Here is a 15836-nt window from a genome sequence, read left to right on the forward strand (position 1 = left end):
ACCATTGGAGCTCTTGAACGTAAGGCGCTTTTCGCCTGAAGTGAAAGAGTGAAATGGGCAAGAATGTAGCCTGCGGAACTAGACATTCTTATTGGAAAACGTTGCGAGTGCTATCTAGTTTTCAGGGAATGAAAATTTCTCTTGAACTTCATAAAGAAGTATAGTAAGATATATCTTGTCCTTGGTTAAACACTTTCTAGTGGATCAACCATTGATTAGTCTGGTAATGATGGCGAAGAGGTCACACCCGTTCCCATGCCGAACACGGAAGTTAAGCTCTTCAGCGCCGATGGTAGTTGGGGGATCTCCCCCTGCAAGAGTAGGACGTTGCCAGGCTAATATTATTCCACAGTAGCTCAGTGGTAGAGCTATCGGCTGTTAACCGATCGGTCGTAGGTTCGAATCCTACCTGTGGAGCCATGGAGAGCTGTCCGAGTGGCCGAAGGAGCACGATTGGAAATCGTGTAGACGGTCAAAGCCGTCTCGAGGGTTCGAATCCCTCGCTCTCCGCCACTACCTACATAATAGTATTGGCCCGTTGGTCAAGTGGTTAAGACACCGCCCTTTCACGGCGGTATCACGGGTTCGAATCCCGTACGGGTCACCAACTTTACTCAATACTTATAATTTTTTACTCTGTGGAGGATTAGCTCAGCTGGGAGAGCATCTGCCTTACAAGCAGAGGGTCGGCGGTTCGAGCCCGTCATCCTCCACCATTTCTAAGGTCCCGTGGTGTAGCGGTTAACATGCCTGCCTGTCACGCAGGAGATCGCGGGTTCGATTCCCGTCGGGACCGCCATTTATATATTGATATTATCGCGGGGTGGAGCAACAAGCGATACTTCATTGAAATAACATCGAGTTGTTTCGACGAATACGCTTCGTAGCATAACCTTGTAGAGTAAGAAACAGTGCACTGCGTAATGAGCAGGCGCAGCATCATTTCATTCATATTATCGCGGGGTGGAGCAGTTCGGTAGCTCGTTGGGCTCATAACCCAAAGGTCGCAGGTTCAAATCCTGCCCCCGCAACCAATTTTCAACAGCTCTATAGTGGGCAATTATAAAACATGGCTCTGTAGCTCAGTCGGTAGAGCAGTGGACTGAAAATCCACGTGTCGGCGGTTCGATTCCGTCCGGAGCCACCATGTTGCCGGTCTAGCTCAATTGGTAGAGCAACTGACTTGTAATCAGTAGGTTGGGGGTTCAAGTCCTCTGGCCGGCACCATTTTTTCCGAGAATGGATCATTTACCATTGCCATTTCATACATTGTGTATTACAATGGTAATTGTCAATTTGGAGGGGTAGCGAAGTGGCTAAACGCGGCGGACTGTAAATCCGCTCCCTCAGGGTTCGGCGGTTCGAATCCGTCCCCCTCCACCATTTTGATAGGGGTATAGTTTAAAGGTAGAACAGAGGTCTCCAAAACCTCCGGTGTGGGTTCGAGTCCTACTACCCCTGCCAATTTAATTAAATTTTGTGGCGGTTGTGGCGAAGTGGTTAACGCACCGGATTGTGATTCCGGCATTCGTGGGTTCAATTCCCATCAGCCGCCCCATTTTTGGGCTATAGCCAAGCGGTAAGGCAACGGATTTTGATTCCGTCATGCGCTGGTTCGAATCCAGCTAGCCCAGCCATTTTTGTTGCGGAAGTAGTTCAGTGGTAGAACATCACCTTGCCAAGGTGGGGGTCGCGGGTTCGAATCCCGTCTTCCGCTCCAATTTTTAAGGCGGCATAGCCAAGTGGTAAGGCACGGGTCTGCAAAACCCTTACGCCCCGGTTCAAATCCGGGTGCCGCCTCCAAATTTCATATTTTCACTTAAAAGTCCTGCCGGAGTGGCGGAATTGGCAGACGCACAGGACTTAAAATCCTGCGGAGGGTGTACCTCCGTGCCGGTTCGAGCCCGGCCTCCGGCACCACTAATTTTTCTGCCTAAATTGAATATGGTATTTTTGCCGGTGTGGCGGAATTGGCAGACGCGCACGACTCAAAATCGTGTTCCGAGAGGAGTGTCGGTTCGAACCCGACCACCGGTACCATTACATACGTTATTACAAGACTTCAACGTTATCGTTGAGGTCTTTTTTGTTTCTATTAATAATAAGGTCATTTGATTATTCTAAGTATGATGTCTACCACTGTGAAAGCCTATGAATCTATTTCCTTTCTAATTTCTATTAATAATCTTCTCAATAAAGTAACTTCATCTGTAATATTCAACTACTGAAAATAAGTTAGACTAAGTCCCTGGAAAAGTGTCCTAATAACAAGTGAGCAGAATCCTGCTCATTAAACACATGAGGTGATAGAATACAATTGTAGGTTTAGTTATGATAATTAATAAGAAAGAGTGATACGATGCAAATTGAAGTATGGTCTGATTTTGTATGTCCATTTTGTTATATAGGTAAACGACGTCTTGAGAATGCGCTCAGTACATTTCCACAACGTGATCAAGTAGATGTTATCTTTAAAAGTTTTGAACTAGATCCGAATGCAAAGGAAACGAATGGAGAAAGCATGGCGGAGCTACTCTCAGCGAAGTATAATGTGAGCTTAGAACAGGCCCACGGTATGTGCGAGAATATGAAACAGCAGGCAGCTGGAGAGGATCTAACGTATGATTTCGATAAGATGATCCCTACGAATTCGTTTGATGCTCACCGTCTTGTTCATTACGCAACAGAGCATGGTATAAGCAATGAAATGTCAGAACGCCTATTCTATGCGTTCTTTACCGAATCTAAGAATATTGGTGATCATGAAACTCTAGCCTCTCTTGGTGAAGAACTTGGGTTAGATGCTACTGATATTAAGCGTATGTTGGGTACCGACGAGTTTAGTAAAGAAGTACGTAATGATGAAGCAATGGGAAGCCAGCTAGGCATTCAGGGAGTCCCGTTCTTTGTATTTGATGGTAAGTACGCCGTATCAGGTGCTCAGCCTGTAGAGATGTTTGAACAGGCACTTACGAAGGCCTGGGGAGAAGGCAATAAGCTTGAGGTTGTTGGTGGCGATGCAGAAGCTTGCACAGCTGATTCTTGTGATCTTCCGAAATAAGCATGTAAAAAGCTCTCTTATTAATAAGAGAGCTTTTTCTTATGCATCAGTATTTTCTTGTTTAATCGTTTTGTATGCCGAATCTAAATTACGAATGCGACGAACGATTTCAGAGTTTTTATTCAAGTTATCATAAATCATGGAGGAAACAACTGAGCGGTAATAGCTGTTCATTGCTTCTAGCTTTGAAAAAACGTCGCTATTTTTTTGTATGTACTGACGAAAGTTCTCTTCAAAAAAAGGTGTTGAAAATGGTTCCATATATTTGCTCCTTTCTGCTTGGCTCTCTGCTTGATTATAGGTGGTGTTTTGTTTAATCGTCAAACCGGAAGGGAGGTAGATGAGTCGATTTGTAAGTGAGATGTAAAGAAATTATAAAAATCTATTGTTTATTGTTATTGTTCTGTGGTATTCTAACTACATCAGCGAGGAATGTAGAAATTCCTCGAATTTTCACCATTTACCCAACGCAGTGTTTCGTTATATTAACGAAGCGTTGCGTTTTTTTATTTTCAACGATCGATAACACCATATTGGAAACGGCCACCGTGAATCTGGTTAAACATTTCTGATGAAGCTTTAACGAGTTTCTCTGCTTCAATGGTAGGTAAAGATGGTTGTATATAGAAAAGCTGGATTGCGTTTTGTGTCTCCTCTGTTACTACTGTGCGTTTTGAGTCCACTATCGGACTACCAAAAGGACCCACACCATCGCTTGAGATAAGCTTATTATTAAATGTCACACTCCGTCCATTTAATCCCTCATATGAATGTGACTCATCCCCAATATGAATCGTAATAGCGCCTTTTACCTGATCCAGATCATATATGCCAATTGGTATTTTGTATTGAAGTGAAAGAAGATTATTAATGTCAGCAGCAGAATGAATTAATGGCAAAGGTGTGCCTTTTTTCAATCGACGCAAAAGTGCTTCTGAAGAGGGGCGATAGCGAGATGGATCTGTTCCAATCCGTTTAAATATGGAACGCCATTCTGCAACAGCATTGAATTTACTTAAGTTCGTTTCTTCGAGATCCATCATCATTGTTTCTTGATAGAATTGATAGCGCCCGCGTACCATTTGCGGTGAATTTTCAACCACGATATCATGATAAGTAGCGTATCCAATTTTAAATTCCGGAAGTGTATCAGCAATAATTGGAGAGAATGATAACTGTGTCATGACGTTTTCCTCCGATTCATACATTTTTCGTTCATTTTATCACATACAAGGAAACGAAGCTTATAAGGAGGTTTTCCTCAAATGAAAGAACTTAAAAGCAAGTTAGATAAAATAGATGGTAAAGGATATAAGGCTTATAAAGACATTAGGGGGAGCTATTCATTCCCTGATTATACCCTATCAATTGATTACGTTCAGGGTGATCCATTTGCAAGTCCTTCTAGAATTAGAGTCATCATACCGCGTCATAAGACTATTATTGATTCAGAATGTGACATAACGACAGTTAGAAGAATTCGATCAGAAGACGAGATCGCAAGAAAGGTAGCTTCTGCGATTCAGAAGCAACAGGGTAGGACGAAAGGTACTGGGAAAAGCGGTCTTATTTCTATTGATGGACCAGGTCAGAAAGTAATCGAACGCTCTGCTGTGACCATTACCGAAGATAAAGTTACGATTTGCTTATCTATTGGTCTACCAGCACAGGGAAGACGTGTCCTAGGGAAACAGGCGCAACAGATGTTATTTCATCAGTTGCAAGAGACAGTGAGTAACTCTGTCTTCTCATTAAATAAAGAGAAAGTAACGAAGGCACTCTACCTGGCTGATCAGCAACATGCCATAAGGAAGCATTTAGTAGACAACGGATACATATCATTCATCGCAAATGGTGCTGTACTCCCCCGAGAGAGTGGAATTAGCGACCGTCCTATGGGAAATCACGCTGTTGCATTTCAATCGCCAAAACAAATGGAAGTATCACTCACTCTCCCTCATCGTAAAGAGCCTCTTAAGGGGCTTGCAATCAAAGAAGGGATTACATTAATAGTTGGTGGTGGTTACCATGGTAAGAGTACCCTCTTGCGTGCAATGGAACACGGCGTATATGATCATATTGCGGGAGACGGCAGAGAATATGTCATCTCGAATGAAAATGCTATGAAGATTCGTTCAGAAGATGGCCGTAAAGTAACTGGTGTTGATATATCACCGTTCATACAAAATCTTCCTTACGGTAAAGATACAAGCTCATTTACTTCAGAAAATGCTAGTGGAAGTACATCACAGGCTGCGAATATTATTGAGGCCATTGAATCGGGTTCCAAAACGCTATTTATTGACGAAGATACAAGTGCAACGAATTTCATGATTCGCGATTTTCGCATGCAGCAATTAGTTGCTAAAGAAAAGGAACCGATTACTCCATTTATTGATCGTGTAAAGCAGCTCTTTACAGATCAAGGAATTTCAACCGTTCTTGTTATGGGAGGGTCAGGTGATTACTTCGATGTAGCTGACAACGTCATCCTAATGGAAAATTATCTTCCTTATGATGTAACTGAAGAAGCGAAAAGAATTTCACATGAGAACTCTTACACCCGTAATCAAGAAGGTGGAGAGCGGTTTGGTGAAATGAGGAGAAGGATTCCAGCAAAGGCAAGTTTGAACAGTCAGAAGGGTAAGAAATCCAAGGTTTCCGCGAAAGGATTGCACCACATCTTATACGGGAATACCGATCTATCATTGCATCAGGTAGAACAAATCGTAGATCCTAGTCAGACTCGCCTGGCAACTGATGTGCTTCATTACCTCGAGAGAAACGACTTACTCGGAGAGTATACAATTCCTAAGCTACTCGATTTCATAGAAGATAGGATGAATAAAGAAGGAATAGGAGCATTTTCATTATTTCAGAATCAGCATCCTGGAGACGTTGCTCGTATTAGAAGATCTGATATGGCAGCAGTTCTGAATAGACTTCGCACGTTAATAATCACGTAAAGTATGAACAGGGTAAAGAAAGGAGGGAGAAACATGATAAACGCACAGTTAAAGTCAGATATTGTAGCATACAGTAAAACCATTGGGATTGATAAAATCGGTTTTGCAGCAGCTGATCCTTTTAAATCACTTAAAGAGCGATTAAAGCGTCAGCAGGATCTCGGTTATCAGTCTGGGTTTGAAGAATCAGATATTGAAAAACGAACTGAACCAGAACTATTGCTTAATGGTGCCACAACGATTATTTCAATCGCAATTGCATACCCTTCTAGAATGAAAGAAAGTCCAAGAAGTAAGCGAGGAGAGCGAAGAGGTCTATTCTGTCGCGCATCATGGGGGGTCGATTATCACCATGTGCTTAGAGAGAAACTCTCCCTTCTAGATGCATATATTAAATCTAAGGTCCCAGAAGCGAGCACAAGTTCAATGGTGGATACAGGAGAACTTTCTGATAGAGCTGTTGCAGAAAGAGCAGGCATTGGATTTAGTGGTAAGAATACAATGACAATAACCGAGGAATTTGGCTCATGGGTCTACCTTGGCGAAATGATTACGGATCTTTATATGGAACCGGATGAACCGGTAGAGGAGGGGTGTGGAGACTGTAATATATGCGTTGATGCATGTCCAACAGGAGCGCTGATTGAAGGAGGACAGCTCAATGCTAACAAGTGTATTGCATTTCTCACTCAAACAAAAGGATTTCTTCCAGATGAATATCGAGCAAAACTTGGCAACCGATTATATGGTTGTGACACATGTCAGCTCGTCTGTCCTAAAAATAAAGGCAAGGATTTTCATCATCATCCAGAACTAGAACCAGATCCTGAAATGGTTAAACCGAAGTTAATCCCGCTACTAACGATGAGTAATCGTGAGTTTAAAGAGAGATTTGGAAATGCGGCTGGATCTTGGAGAGGGAAAAAACCGATTCAACGAAATGCTATTCTAGCTCTTGCCCATTATAAGGATGAATCATCGGTTGATACACTAATTGAATTGATGGAAAAAGATCCACGTCCTGTTATTCGCGGAACTTCAGCATGGGCACTAGGGAAAATTGGTGGAGATAAGGCATATCAGGCACTTTATAAGGAGCAAATGCGAGAAAAAGACAAGGATGCAGCTGATGAGATAGCTAAAGGGCTGTCAATGCTTGAAAATAAGGCATAATGCCGATGGTCAAACAATAACATGCGTTGTAAGATAGTGAAAAATGTACAAAAAGAAGGGATAGTATGGAGAAACAAGTGGTTCATTATGGGGAGTTTCAATCGCCAATCGGTACAATAACGGTATTCACTAGTCCTGCAGGTGTTAGTAGGATTGATTTTGGTTGTGCGGATGATGTGCTACCTGCTGCTGAAACGTGGTATAAAAAACATCATGTTAGAGCGGACCTTGTTTTCAATCCTGAAATGATCCAACCCATCAACATGCAGTTAGAGGAATACTTCAGTGGTAAAAGAAGATTCTTTGATCTTAAGCTTGATATGATTGGAACGATTTTTCAGCAGAAAGTATGGAACAACCTTACTGAAATTCCATATGGTGAAACCCGATCTTATAGAGATGTCGCTGTTAACATTTCAGCACCAAAAGCTGTACGTGCAATTGGTTCAGCTAATAATCGTAACCCCCTACCGATTATTGTTCCCTGTCATCGAGTAATAGGTAGTAATGGGGCTTTAGTAGGTTACGGTGGTGGCGTTGATAAGAAAGAATATTTATTATCGCTCGAACAGCAGAATTCAATGCATATAGCACTACCATAAATTATTAGCCAGCTTCCCTCTTGTAACATAAAGAGGGAAGCTGGCTTTTTACTTATGATAGCTGCCTCTCCTTATGCATCACTTATTAGTAGCGTTAACTCTAAGGCATGTGTTTGTAATCCCTGTCATAAAGTGCGATGAGGGGGGACGCACATGGGGTGGGGAGACCAGCTTAAATCATTTTGGGAAGAGCAAGCTAAGACCTTACTAAATAGAACTGATCATTCTAGGCTAGGAACCAGGCCTGCAGATGAAGAAGAAGCTGCCGCGAGATACATGAATCAATGCAACGAAAGAGGAGCATCTGTTATCCGTATCCAAAACCGTGGTATTCTACTTGGTAAAAAGACTCTTGTTAGTACTCAAATTTACGATTATTTATTACATCATCAGTACCTTATTAAGCAGGGGAGTAAAATTTATCAGGAAGAACGAATAGAAAAAAGGCTAGCAAAAATGGAGGATGGCACCCTCGTTCTTGATAGAGCTGTTGAAACGGAAGGTAATGCTACTGAAGCGAACATTGAAGGTAGTGGTAATACTGTGATGCGTTCGAAAGGTTCATATTATGATCGCCTTTCAGCTGTGAAATACGCTGAGCGTTGGTGGGATGATTACAATCCTGCTTATAAGGGTTTTGATGTTGATTGTACAAATTTCATTTCCCAATGTCTTTACGCTGGAAAGGCACCGATGCGCGGATATCCAGATCGTACAAAAGGGTGGTGGATGCAAGGGCAAAGTTGGAGTTATTCATGGACGGTTGCTCATGCACTAAGATGGCATTTAAGTGGGTCTAAAAGCGGTTTAAGGGCACGCGAAGTATCTCAGGCTGATGATCTAGTCCCGGGTGATGTGATTTGCTATGATTTCGATGGAGATGGTCGCTTTGAACACACTACATTCGTAGTGGATCAAGATGAGAAAGGCCATCCACTTGTTAATGCTCATACAATGAACAGCCGCTTACGTTACTGGGCATATGAAGATTCGACTGCATGGACACCGGATATTAAATATAAGTTTTTTCATATAGAGGATTAGTGTATTCCATCTTCCTTATTAAAACATGCTATAATAGATATGTTTTGATGTGGAGGTGAATGAATATGTCTTTAAATATCGTCCTTTTTCAGCCAGAAATTCCTGCTAATACTGGCAATATTGCTCGTACATGTGCAGCAACTAATACTAGTTTACATTTAATTCGTCCACTAGGATTCTCAACAGATGATAAAATGCTTAAACGTGCTGGATTGGATTACTGGCAATATGCTGATGTGCATTATTATGATTCCCTTAATGAGTTCTTTGAGAAGAATCCTAATGGGGATTATTACTATATTACGAAATATGGTACAAATACGCACACTGACTTTGATTACTCTGACCAGGACAAAAACACTTATTTTGTTTTTGGAAGAGAAACCAATGGTCTGCCAGATGATTTGATTCAGAATAATAAAGAGCGTTGCTTGCGTCTTCCAATGACTGAGCATGTACGCGCGCTTAACCTTTCAAATACAGCAGCCATTATGGTGTATGAAGCACTTAGGCAGCGGAATTATCCTAACATGGACTAAAAAAGAACGACCTCATATGAGGTCGTTCTTTTTCGTACGTCACTTCGATATGTCAGTCTTTCACCAGTGTTCTAGTTCAAGAGCTCCAATATCTAAAGTTCTAAAAGGGTGTCTCGGCTTTACGGTAGATCTAGCTGCAGTGGCCAGGTCCTCGATCGCTTCACCCCACCATCCGAACACAAAGACCGTGTTCAAATGGTGGGGCTCCAGCGCTTGTCGGACCTAAGCGGCCACTTCCGCTTTTCGTTAGATCTAGCTTCGACTCGCAGAAACTGTGATATTTCACTCTTTCACCAGAACACAAAAAGCGTGTTCTAGTTCAAGAGCTCCAATATCTCCGTTTCTAAACGCTCGTCTCCGCTTTTCGGGTTTACCGACTTCCTTTTTTGGTTTTGCTTGGTCGGTCGTTGTAGCCAGCTGTAAAGATGGCTGCAAGAAAAGCTAGGATTACTACTAAAATACCCAGGAAACTCATGGTCTCATCCTCCTCAGGTAAAATTGTGTCCAAATCTACCTCTCATTATAAACCAAGTTCTTTATGCTGTGAATGTTTTGAGGGTAATTCTTCGTTTATGGAGTAGATACAATTGGAAAAAAACGCTAGAATTCGATACGATAGGAGTTGAAAGGTAAAGGAGGATTTACTTATGTATGTTGTGATGAACGAATTAAAAGTACCTGATGAAGCGAAAGACATGATGAAGCAGCGTTTTGGTAAAAGTGCTGAAAGTATGAAAAATGTAGACGGTTGTTTGGAATTCATGTTCCTTGAACAGTCTGCTGAGAATGGCAAACTCATCGTTTTTACAAAGTGGGAAAATGAAGAAGCTTATCAAAACTGGGTTCATTCAGACTCGTTCAAGAATGCTCACAAGGAGAAACGCGAATCCAAAGAGAAATCTCCTGCAACAGGTAATGAATTAAGTGAATTTACAGTTGTCTATCATACGTGAAGGAAAGAGCCGGTCCTACCGGTTCTTTTTTTTGTTCTATCGCCTATCGTTAAGGTAATATACTCTGAATGAATTATGTTAGACAGAGGCTTGCTATATTGAGGCTCAAGTGAAAAGAAAGCCGAATGTTATAGGACATCCCCGCATAACATGTATTAAATCCGATGAATCAAACTTGGAGGGGGCTCTTAATGGATATCTTACGTAAAATCCAGCAGCATCGAGAAGAAGAGAGGCGGCTGAAGTGGGAAGGAACCTTCAGTGAGTACTTAGAAATTATCCGGGAACGACCTGAAGTAGCGCAGTCAGCTCATTCACGTGTTTATAATATGATAAAAGATGCTGGGATTGATGAAGTCGACGGCAATAGAAGTTATTCCTTCTTCGCAGAAGAACTTTATGGACTAGAGGAAGCCATTGAGCGACTGGTAGAAGAGTATTTTCATCCTGCTGCTAAACGATTGGATGTTAGAAAACGTATTCTCTTATTAATGGGTCCTGTTAGTGGAGGTAAATCAACGTTAGTGACGGTTCTGAAAAGAGGACTGGAGAAATATTCTCATGAAGATGCCGGTGCGGTCTATGCAATCAAAGGCTGTCCAATGCATGAAGATCCGTTACACCTTATTCCTCATCATTTAAGAGAGGAATTCCATAATGAGTATGGCATCCGTATTGAAGGAAGTCTATCACCACTTAATGTGATGCGTCTTGAACAAGAATATGGTGGGCGTATTGAAGATGTTATGGTTGAAAGAATTTTCTTTAACGAAGACAAAAGGACAGGTATTGGAACGTTTAGTCCGTCTGACCCAAAATCACAGGATATTGCTGACTTAACTGGAAGCATCGACTTTTCTACTATTGCGGAATTCGGTTCAGAGTCAGACCCAAGAGCTTACCGATTTGATGGAGAATTAAACAAGGCGAACCGTGGAATGATGGAGTTTCAGGAAATGCTGAAATGTGATGAGAAGTTTCTATGGCATTTGCTTTCATTAACTCAGGAAGGAAACTTCAAAGCTGGCAGATTTGCTTTAATTTCTGCTGATGAGCTGGTAGTTGCCCATACGAACGAGGCGGAGTATCGTTCCTTTATTTCAAATAAAAAGAACGAAGCTCTTCATTCTCGTATCATCGTTATGCCTGTTCCTTATAACTTAAAAGTGAGTCAGGAAGAGCGTATTTATGAAAAAATGATTCGGGAAAGTGATGTTGCAGATGTTCATATTGCACCTCATGCACTCCGAGTAGCTGCTATATTCTCCATTCTTACAAGGTTAAAGGATACCAATCGTCAGGGTGTTGATCTTGTTAAGAAAATGCGCCTTTACGATGGGGAAATTGTAGAAGGCTTTAACCAGGTTGATGTCGATGAACTTCATAAAGAGCATTCAGATGAAGGGATGAGCGGGATTGATCCGCGTTATGTCATAAACCGTATTTCATCCACCATTATCCGGAAAGAAGTGCCTTCAATCAATGCGCTTGATGTGCTCCGTTCTTTGAAAGATGGACTTGATCAGCATGCTTCCATCTCAAAAGAAGATAAAGAGCGGTACATGAACTTCATCTCAATTGCTCGTAAAGAATACGATGAAATTGCGAAGAAAGAAGTTCAAAAAGCATTCGTTTACTCGTATGAAGAAAGTGCGAAGACGCTTATGGATAATTACCTTGATAATGTAGAAGCATATTGCAATAAGAATAAGCTTCGTGATCCTCTTACTGGAGAAGAAATGAGTCCAGATGACAAGTTGATGCGTTCCATCGAGGAGCAAATCGGAATTTCAGAGAATGCAAAGAAAGCGTTCAGAGAAGAGATTCTCATTCGGATTTCAGCATATGCTCGTAAAGGGAAGAAATTTGATTATAACTCACATGAACGTTTAAGAGAGGCGATTCAAAAGAAGCTATTTGCTGATCTAAAAGATGTTGTGAAGATCACGACTTCTTCAAAGACGCCTAACGAAAACCAGCTTAAGAAAATTAACGAAGTTATTGCCCGCTTGATTGATGAACATGGCTATAATTCTATTTCAGCAAATGAATTGCTCCGCTATGTTGGCAGTTTGTTGAATCGTTAACTTAACGAAGCATACCTTAATGGGTATGCTTTTTTTTTACATAAATTGAATTGCTGTCTTGAAACCGCTATCAAAACTTCGCGTGCTTGTGCCTATGGATTATGAGTGATAGATTATACGTAAGACGTATCGAAAAGAGGTTTAACATGAAGAAGGAACGCAGTCCGCTATGGGAATGGATTAAAGCTTTTTCTATAGCTGTCGTCCTAGCCATTGTTATACGTGAATTTCTTATCACTAACTATGTAGTTCACGGTGAGTCTATGATGCCTACGATTCAAGATGGGAATCGTTTAATTATTAATAAAATAGGTTATGAAGTGTCTGAACCAGAACGGTTTGATCTCGTTGTTTTTCATGCCAATGAAGAAGAAGATTACATTAAAAGAGTAATTGGTTTGCCAGGAGATACGATTGAATACAAAAATGATGAGCTATATATTAATGGACATAAGATAGAAGAGGATTATCTTAATCGATATAAGGATGAGATCTTTAACGGAAATTTAACGGAGAATTTTAAGTTAGAAGATAAGACAGGGAAAGTTGAAGTGCCAGAAGGATATTTATTTCTTATGGGAGACAATCGTCGACATAGCTATGATAGTAGACATATCGGTTTTGTTCCGATGGATCAAGTTGTAGGAAAGGTGAACCTTCGCTACTGGCCACTCGAAAAATTCGATTTCAGTTTCCACAAATAACATAATTTAGGTTAGCAGAAACAAAATAAGGGTAATGTACCTCATGGGGTGATTCATTGTGGCAAATCGTAAAGAAAAGCCTGAAAACAGTTCGATGGCAATGGATGAGAAAGAGATGAAAGAGCTTGGTAAGGAAATGGAAGAGCTTGATACGAATGAACAAGTAAAAGAAAAAGGACGCCGCCCAGATCCTGAACAATATGCAAATGACGATAGAAAAGGATAACTCCCATATAGGGAGTTATTTTTTTGGATTAAATTCAGGTGTTTGAAGTCAAAACCGGTGAGATAATGTACAACTTTTGATTAAATATTGAAATAAGAGCGGTTAAAGCCTTATTTGTCAGAATTAATTGTCAATTATCGCTTGTATTTGCATAGGATAAAGTATACTATTCCACGCAGCCAAGGGATGTCCACATTAGGATTATGCTTTTGAACAATCATCATGAGCGATCATCGATCATTGAATAAATTTCCGATAGAAATTTTATTTTTTTAAGGAGGGGAATAAGGCATGAAAGACAAGGACTCCAACAATTTCGTCGTCTCTCAGGAGAATTGGTCCCTCCACCGAAAAGGCTATCAGGATCAACAACGCCATGCCGAAAAAGTTCAGGATGCTATCCAAAACAATCTCCCGGATCTCATCAGTGAAGAGAACATTATTCTTTCCAACGGTCGAGATGTCATTAAAATACCAATTCGTTCTCTTGATGAATATAAAATTCGTTACAATTATGACAAGTCAAAGCATGTTGGGCAAGGCGAAGGTGATAGTCAGGTAGGAGACGTAGTGGCACGTGATGGCTCCGGTGAAAAGAAACCCGGTGCAGGTAAAGGTGAAGGAGCAGGCGATCAACCAGGTGAAGATTATTATGAAGCAGAGGTCTCACTTGTAGAACTTCAAGATATTCTATTCAAAGAACTTGAATTGCCAAATTTACGTGAGAAAGAAACAGCTGATGTTGTGCAGAAAAAAGTGGAGTTTAATGATATTCGAAAAACAGGTCTAATGGGTAATATTGATAAGAAACGAACAATCTTAACGGCGTATAAGCGAAATGCAATCAGCGGGAAGCCTTCGATTGCTCCAATTTATCAAGATGATCTCCGTTTCAAAACGTGGAATGAAGAAATCAAGCGTGAGTCAAAAGCTGTTGTTCTAGCGATGATGGATACAAGTGGCTCTATGGGTAAATGGGAAAAATATATGGCAAGAAGCTTTTTCTTCTGGATGTCTCGTTTTCTAAGGTCTAAATATGAAACAGTGGAGATTGAGTTTATCGCTCATCATACAGAAGCAAAAGTCGTCACTGAAGACGATTTTTTTTCAAAAGGAGAAAGTGGTGGAACCATTTGTTCATCCGCTTATAGAAAAGCGCTTGAGCTAATTGATGAAAAGTATTCGCCAGCTCGCTACAATATTTATCCATTCCATTTCTCAGATGGAGATAATTTAACATCAGACAATACCCGGTGTGTTAAATTAGTTAATCAAATTATGAAGGTTTCAAATATGTTTGGATATGGTGAAGTCAATGCGTATAATCGTCATTCGACGCTTATGAGCGCATATAAGAACATTCACGATCCGAAATTCAGGCATTATATTCTTAAAGAGAAAAAAGATGTTTACCATGCAATGAAAAGTTTCTTTAGAAAAGAAGAAGAAATTCGTTCTTAAAGCTTTCCCTAAATGGGAAGCTTTTTTTCTTTTAGTTAGAAAAGAAACGTACATACTAATTAGAAGAAAAGCTCTGGAGGAATGTATATGAAGTATGCAATTATATTCTTTTCTTCGCTCCTTTTTTTACTGCTAATGCCTGACAACGTAACAGCGCAAACGAATGAAGCAGAAATTCATTTCATTGATGTTGGACAAGCGGATAGCATTCTTGTCATTCATGGAGACAAATCTATGTTAATCGATGCAGGAGACAATGGGGATGGGGACATTGTGACAGATTATATAAAGAAAATTGGAATCGATCAGCTGAATTACGTCGTTGCAACACATCCACATCATGATCATATCGGGGGTATGGATGATGTATTGAAGACATTTGAAGTTGGAAAACTTATCATGCCTGATGTGTCATACCCAACTGCTCATTATAAAGCTCTACAGCGAGTTATTAAGAAAAAGAAAATTAGTGTCATGTATGCAGAGGAAGGAAAGAAATTCAAACTTGGACAGGATGTAAACGTCCAAATCTTGTCGCCACAAAAACGTGCTGAATACGAGGACTTTAATGATTATAGTGCTGTTTTAAGACTTCGACACAATCAAAACACATTTCTCCTAATGGGTGATGCTGGTGTGGAGGTTGAGAAAAATATGATGTCTTCAATTAAGAAAAAACATTTGTCTTCAGATGTGTTGAAATTAGGACATCATGGGGCGGATTCGGCCACCTCAGAGTTATTTCTTAGTACCGTTTCGCCTGAAGCCGCTGTTATATCTGTAGGTAGAAATAACAGGTATCACTTTCCAGATGATAACGTATTACAGAAGCTGAAGTCGCAAAACATCCCAATACTTCGGACAGACCAGATTGGTACCATCATTGCTACTAGCGATGGTAAGCATATTGTTTTTCATACAGATAACAGTTTCATTTCACAGAATAAGGAAAAATAATTGAAGGAGAAGGAGTCTACACTAGATGGTGAAAGGCGTTGTCTTTCATGTCTTGCGATCTAA

Annotated in this window: 14 protein-coding genes, 16 tRNA genes and 1 rRNA gene; 29 read left to right on the forward strand and 2 right to left on the reverse strand. The window is 40.7% G+C overall.

Features of this window, described 5'->3' with window-relative positions; all coding sequences use genetic code 11:
- Positions 1–219 precede the first annotated feature (219 nt).
- The 18 genes from rrf to FBF83_RS15630 all read left to right on the forward strand — a co-directional run bounded on the left by rrf (position 220) and on the right by FBF83_RS15630 (position 3061).
- Positions 220–336, forward strand: a 5S ribosomal RNA gene (gene rrf, locus FBF83_RS15545).
- Between the two features lie 9 nt (positions 337–345).
- Positions 346–420: transfer RNA gene (locus tag FBF83_RS15550), tRNA-Asn, on the forward strand.
- A gap of 1 nt (position 421) precedes the next feature.
- Positions 422–513 (forward strand) — tRNA-Ser (locus tag FBF83_RS15555).
- 19 nt (positions 514–532) lie between these two features.
- Positions 533–607, forward strand: a tRNA-Glu gene (locus FBF83_RS15560).
- A gap of 33 nt (positions 608–640) precedes the next feature.
- Positions 641–716, forward strand: a tRNA-Val gene (locus tag FBF83_RS15565).
- Between the two features lie 7 nt (positions 717–723).
- Positions 724–799 (forward strand) — tRNA-Asp (locus tag FBF83_RS15570).
- Positions 800–957: 158 nt separating this feature from the next.
- Positions 958–1034 (forward strand) — tRNA-Met (locus FBF83_RS15575).
- A gap of 37 nt (positions 1035–1071) precedes the next feature.
- A tRNA-Phe gene (locus FBF83_RS15580) sits at positions 1072–1147 on the forward strand.
- 4 nt (positions 1148–1151) lie between these two features.
- Positions 1152–1227 (forward strand) — tRNA-Thr (locus tag FBF83_RS15585).
- Between the two features lie 71 nt (positions 1228–1298).
- A tRNA-Tyr gene (locus FBF83_RS15590) sits at positions 1299–1383 on the forward strand.
- A gap of 7 nt (positions 1384–1390) precedes the next feature.
- Positions 1391–1464, forward strand: a tRNA-Trp gene (locus FBF83_RS15595).
- An 18-nt stretch (positions 1465–1482) separates the two neighbouring features.
- Positions 1483–1558: transfer RNA gene (locus tag FBF83_RS15600), tRNA-His, on the forward strand.
- A 4-nt stretch (positions 1559–1562) separates the two neighbouring features.
- Positions 1563–1637 (forward strand) — tRNA-Gln (locus tag FBF83_RS15605).
- A gap of 8 nt (positions 1638–1645) precedes the next feature.
- Positions 1646–1720, forward strand: a tRNA-Gly gene (locus FBF83_RS15610).
- Positions 1721–1728: 8 nt separating this feature from the next.
- Positions 1729–1803 (forward strand) — tRNA-Cys (locus FBF83_RS15615).
- 27 nt (positions 1804–1830) lie between these two features.
- Positions 1831–1920 (forward strand) — tRNA-Leu (locus tag FBF83_RS15620).
- Positions 1921–1955: 35 nt separating this feature from the next.
- Positions 1956–2040 (forward strand) — tRNA-Leu (locus FBF83_RS15625).
- 319 nt (positions 2041–2359) lie between these two features.
- Positions 2360–3061, forward strand: a complete 702-nt coding sequence (locus FBF83_RS15630) for a DsbA family oxidoreductase (protein ID WP_136948085.1) — start codon at positions 2360–2362, stop codon at positions 3059–3061.
- A gap of 39 nt (positions 3062–3100) precedes the next feature.
- On the opposite strand, the gene yvfG is transcribed toward FBF83_RS15630, so the two are convergent.
- Complete coding sequence (gene yvfG / locus FBF83_RS15635; protein WP_136948086.1) at positions 3101–3322, reverse strand: protein YvfG; 222 nt, start codon at positions 3320–3322, stop codon at positions 3101–3103.
- A gap of 251 nt (positions 3323–3573) precedes the next feature.
- Positions 3574–4245, reverse strand: a complete 672-nt coding sequence (locus FBF83_RS15640; protein ID WP_136948087.1) for a B3/4 domain-containing protein — start codon at positions 4243–4245, stop codon at positions 3574–3576.
- Between the two features lie 81 nt (positions 4246–4326).
- On the opposite strand from FBF83_RS15640, the gene FBF83_RS15645 reads away from it, so the two are divergent.
- The 11 genes from FBF83_RS15645 to FBF83_RS15690 all read left to right on the forward strand — a co-directional run bounded on the left by FBF83_RS15645 (position 4327) and on the right by FBF83_RS15690 (position 15773).
- Positions 4327–6027, forward strand: coding sequence for an ABC-ATPase domain-containing protein (locus tag FBF83_RS15645; RefSeq protein ID WP_136948088.1), 1701 nt, complete (start codon positions 4327–4329; stop codon positions 6025–6027).
- A 33-nt stretch (positions 6028–6060) separates the two neighbouring features.
- Positions 6061–7200 carry a tRNA epoxyqueuosine(34) reductase QueG gene (gene queG / locus FBF83_RS15650; RefSeq protein ID WP_136948089.1) on the forward strand — a complete coding sequence of 380 codons (1140 nt, stop codon included), beginning with the start codon at positions 6061–6063 and terminating at the stop codon, positions 7198–7200.
- A 65-nt stretch (positions 7201–7265) separates the two neighbouring features.
- Positions 7266–7802 (forward strand): methylated-DNA--[protein]-cysteine S-methyltransferase, encoded by a 537-nt coding sequence (locus FBF83_RS15655; RefSeq protein ID WP_136948090.1) that lies wholly within the window; start codon positions 7266–7268, stop codon positions 7800–7802.
- A 153-nt stretch (positions 7803–7955) separates the two neighbouring features.
- A complete protein-coding gene (locus tag FBF83_RS15660; protein WP_240688130.1) occupies positions 7956–8846 on the forward strand; it encodes an amidase domain-containing protein in 891 nt (296 codons plus the stop codon).
- A gap of 65 nt (positions 8847–8911) precedes the next feature.
- On the forward strand, positions 8912–9385 hold the full coding sequence (gene trmL / locus FBF83_RS15665; RefSeq protein WP_136948091.1) for a tRNA (uridine(34)/cytosine(34)/5-carboxymethylaminomethyluridine(34)-2'-O)-methyltransferase TrmL: 474 nt from the start codon (positions 8912–8914) through the stop codon (positions 9383–9385).
- A 647-nt stretch (positions 9386–10032) separates the two neighbouring features.
- Positions 10033–10338 carry an antibiotic biosynthesis monooxygenase family protein gene (locus FBF83_RS15670; RefSeq protein WP_136948092.1) on the forward strand — a complete coding sequence of 102 codons (306 nt, stop codon included), beginning with the start codon at positions 10033–10035 and terminating at the stop codon, positions 10336–10338.
- A 191-nt stretch (positions 10339–10529) separates the two neighbouring features.
- On the forward strand, positions 10530–12425 hold the full coding sequence (locus tag FBF83_RS15675) for a PrkA family serine protein kinase (protein WP_136948093.1): 1896 nt from the start codon (positions 10530–10532) through the stop codon (positions 12423–12425).
- Between the two features lie 146 nt (positions 12426–12571).
- Positions 12572–13129, forward strand: coding sequence for a signal peptidase I (gene lepB / locus FBF83_RS15680; protein WP_136948094.1), 558 nt, complete (start codon positions 12572–12574; stop codon positions 13127–13129).
- A 58-nt stretch (positions 13130–13187) separates the two neighbouring features.
- Positions 13188–13355, forward strand: a complete 168-nt coding sequence (locus tag FBF83_RS20985; RefSeq protein ID WP_169525539.1) for a hypothetical protein — start codon at positions 13188–13190, stop codon at positions 13353–13355.
- 291 nt (positions 13356–13646) lie between these two features.
- On the forward strand, positions 13647–14816 hold the full coding sequence (gene yhbH / locus FBF83_RS15685; RefSeq protein ID WP_136948095.1) for a sporulation protein YhbH: 1170 nt from the start codon (positions 13647–13649) through the stop codon (positions 14814–14816).
- An 87-nt stretch (positions 14817–14903) separates the two neighbouring features.
- Complete coding sequence (locus FBF83_RS15690; protein WP_169525541.1) at positions 14904–15773, forward strand: ComEC/Rec2 family competence protein; 870 nt, start codon at positions 14904–14906, stop codon at positions 15771–15773.
- The last annotated feature ends 63 nt before the right edge of the window (positions 15774–15836 follow it).

Origin of the sequence: Guptibacillus hwajinpoensis, from assembly GCF_005144865.1 — a bacterium.
GTDB lineage: Bacteria > Bacillota > Bacilli > Bacillales > Guptibacillaceae > Guptibacillus > Guptibacillus hwajinpoensis_A.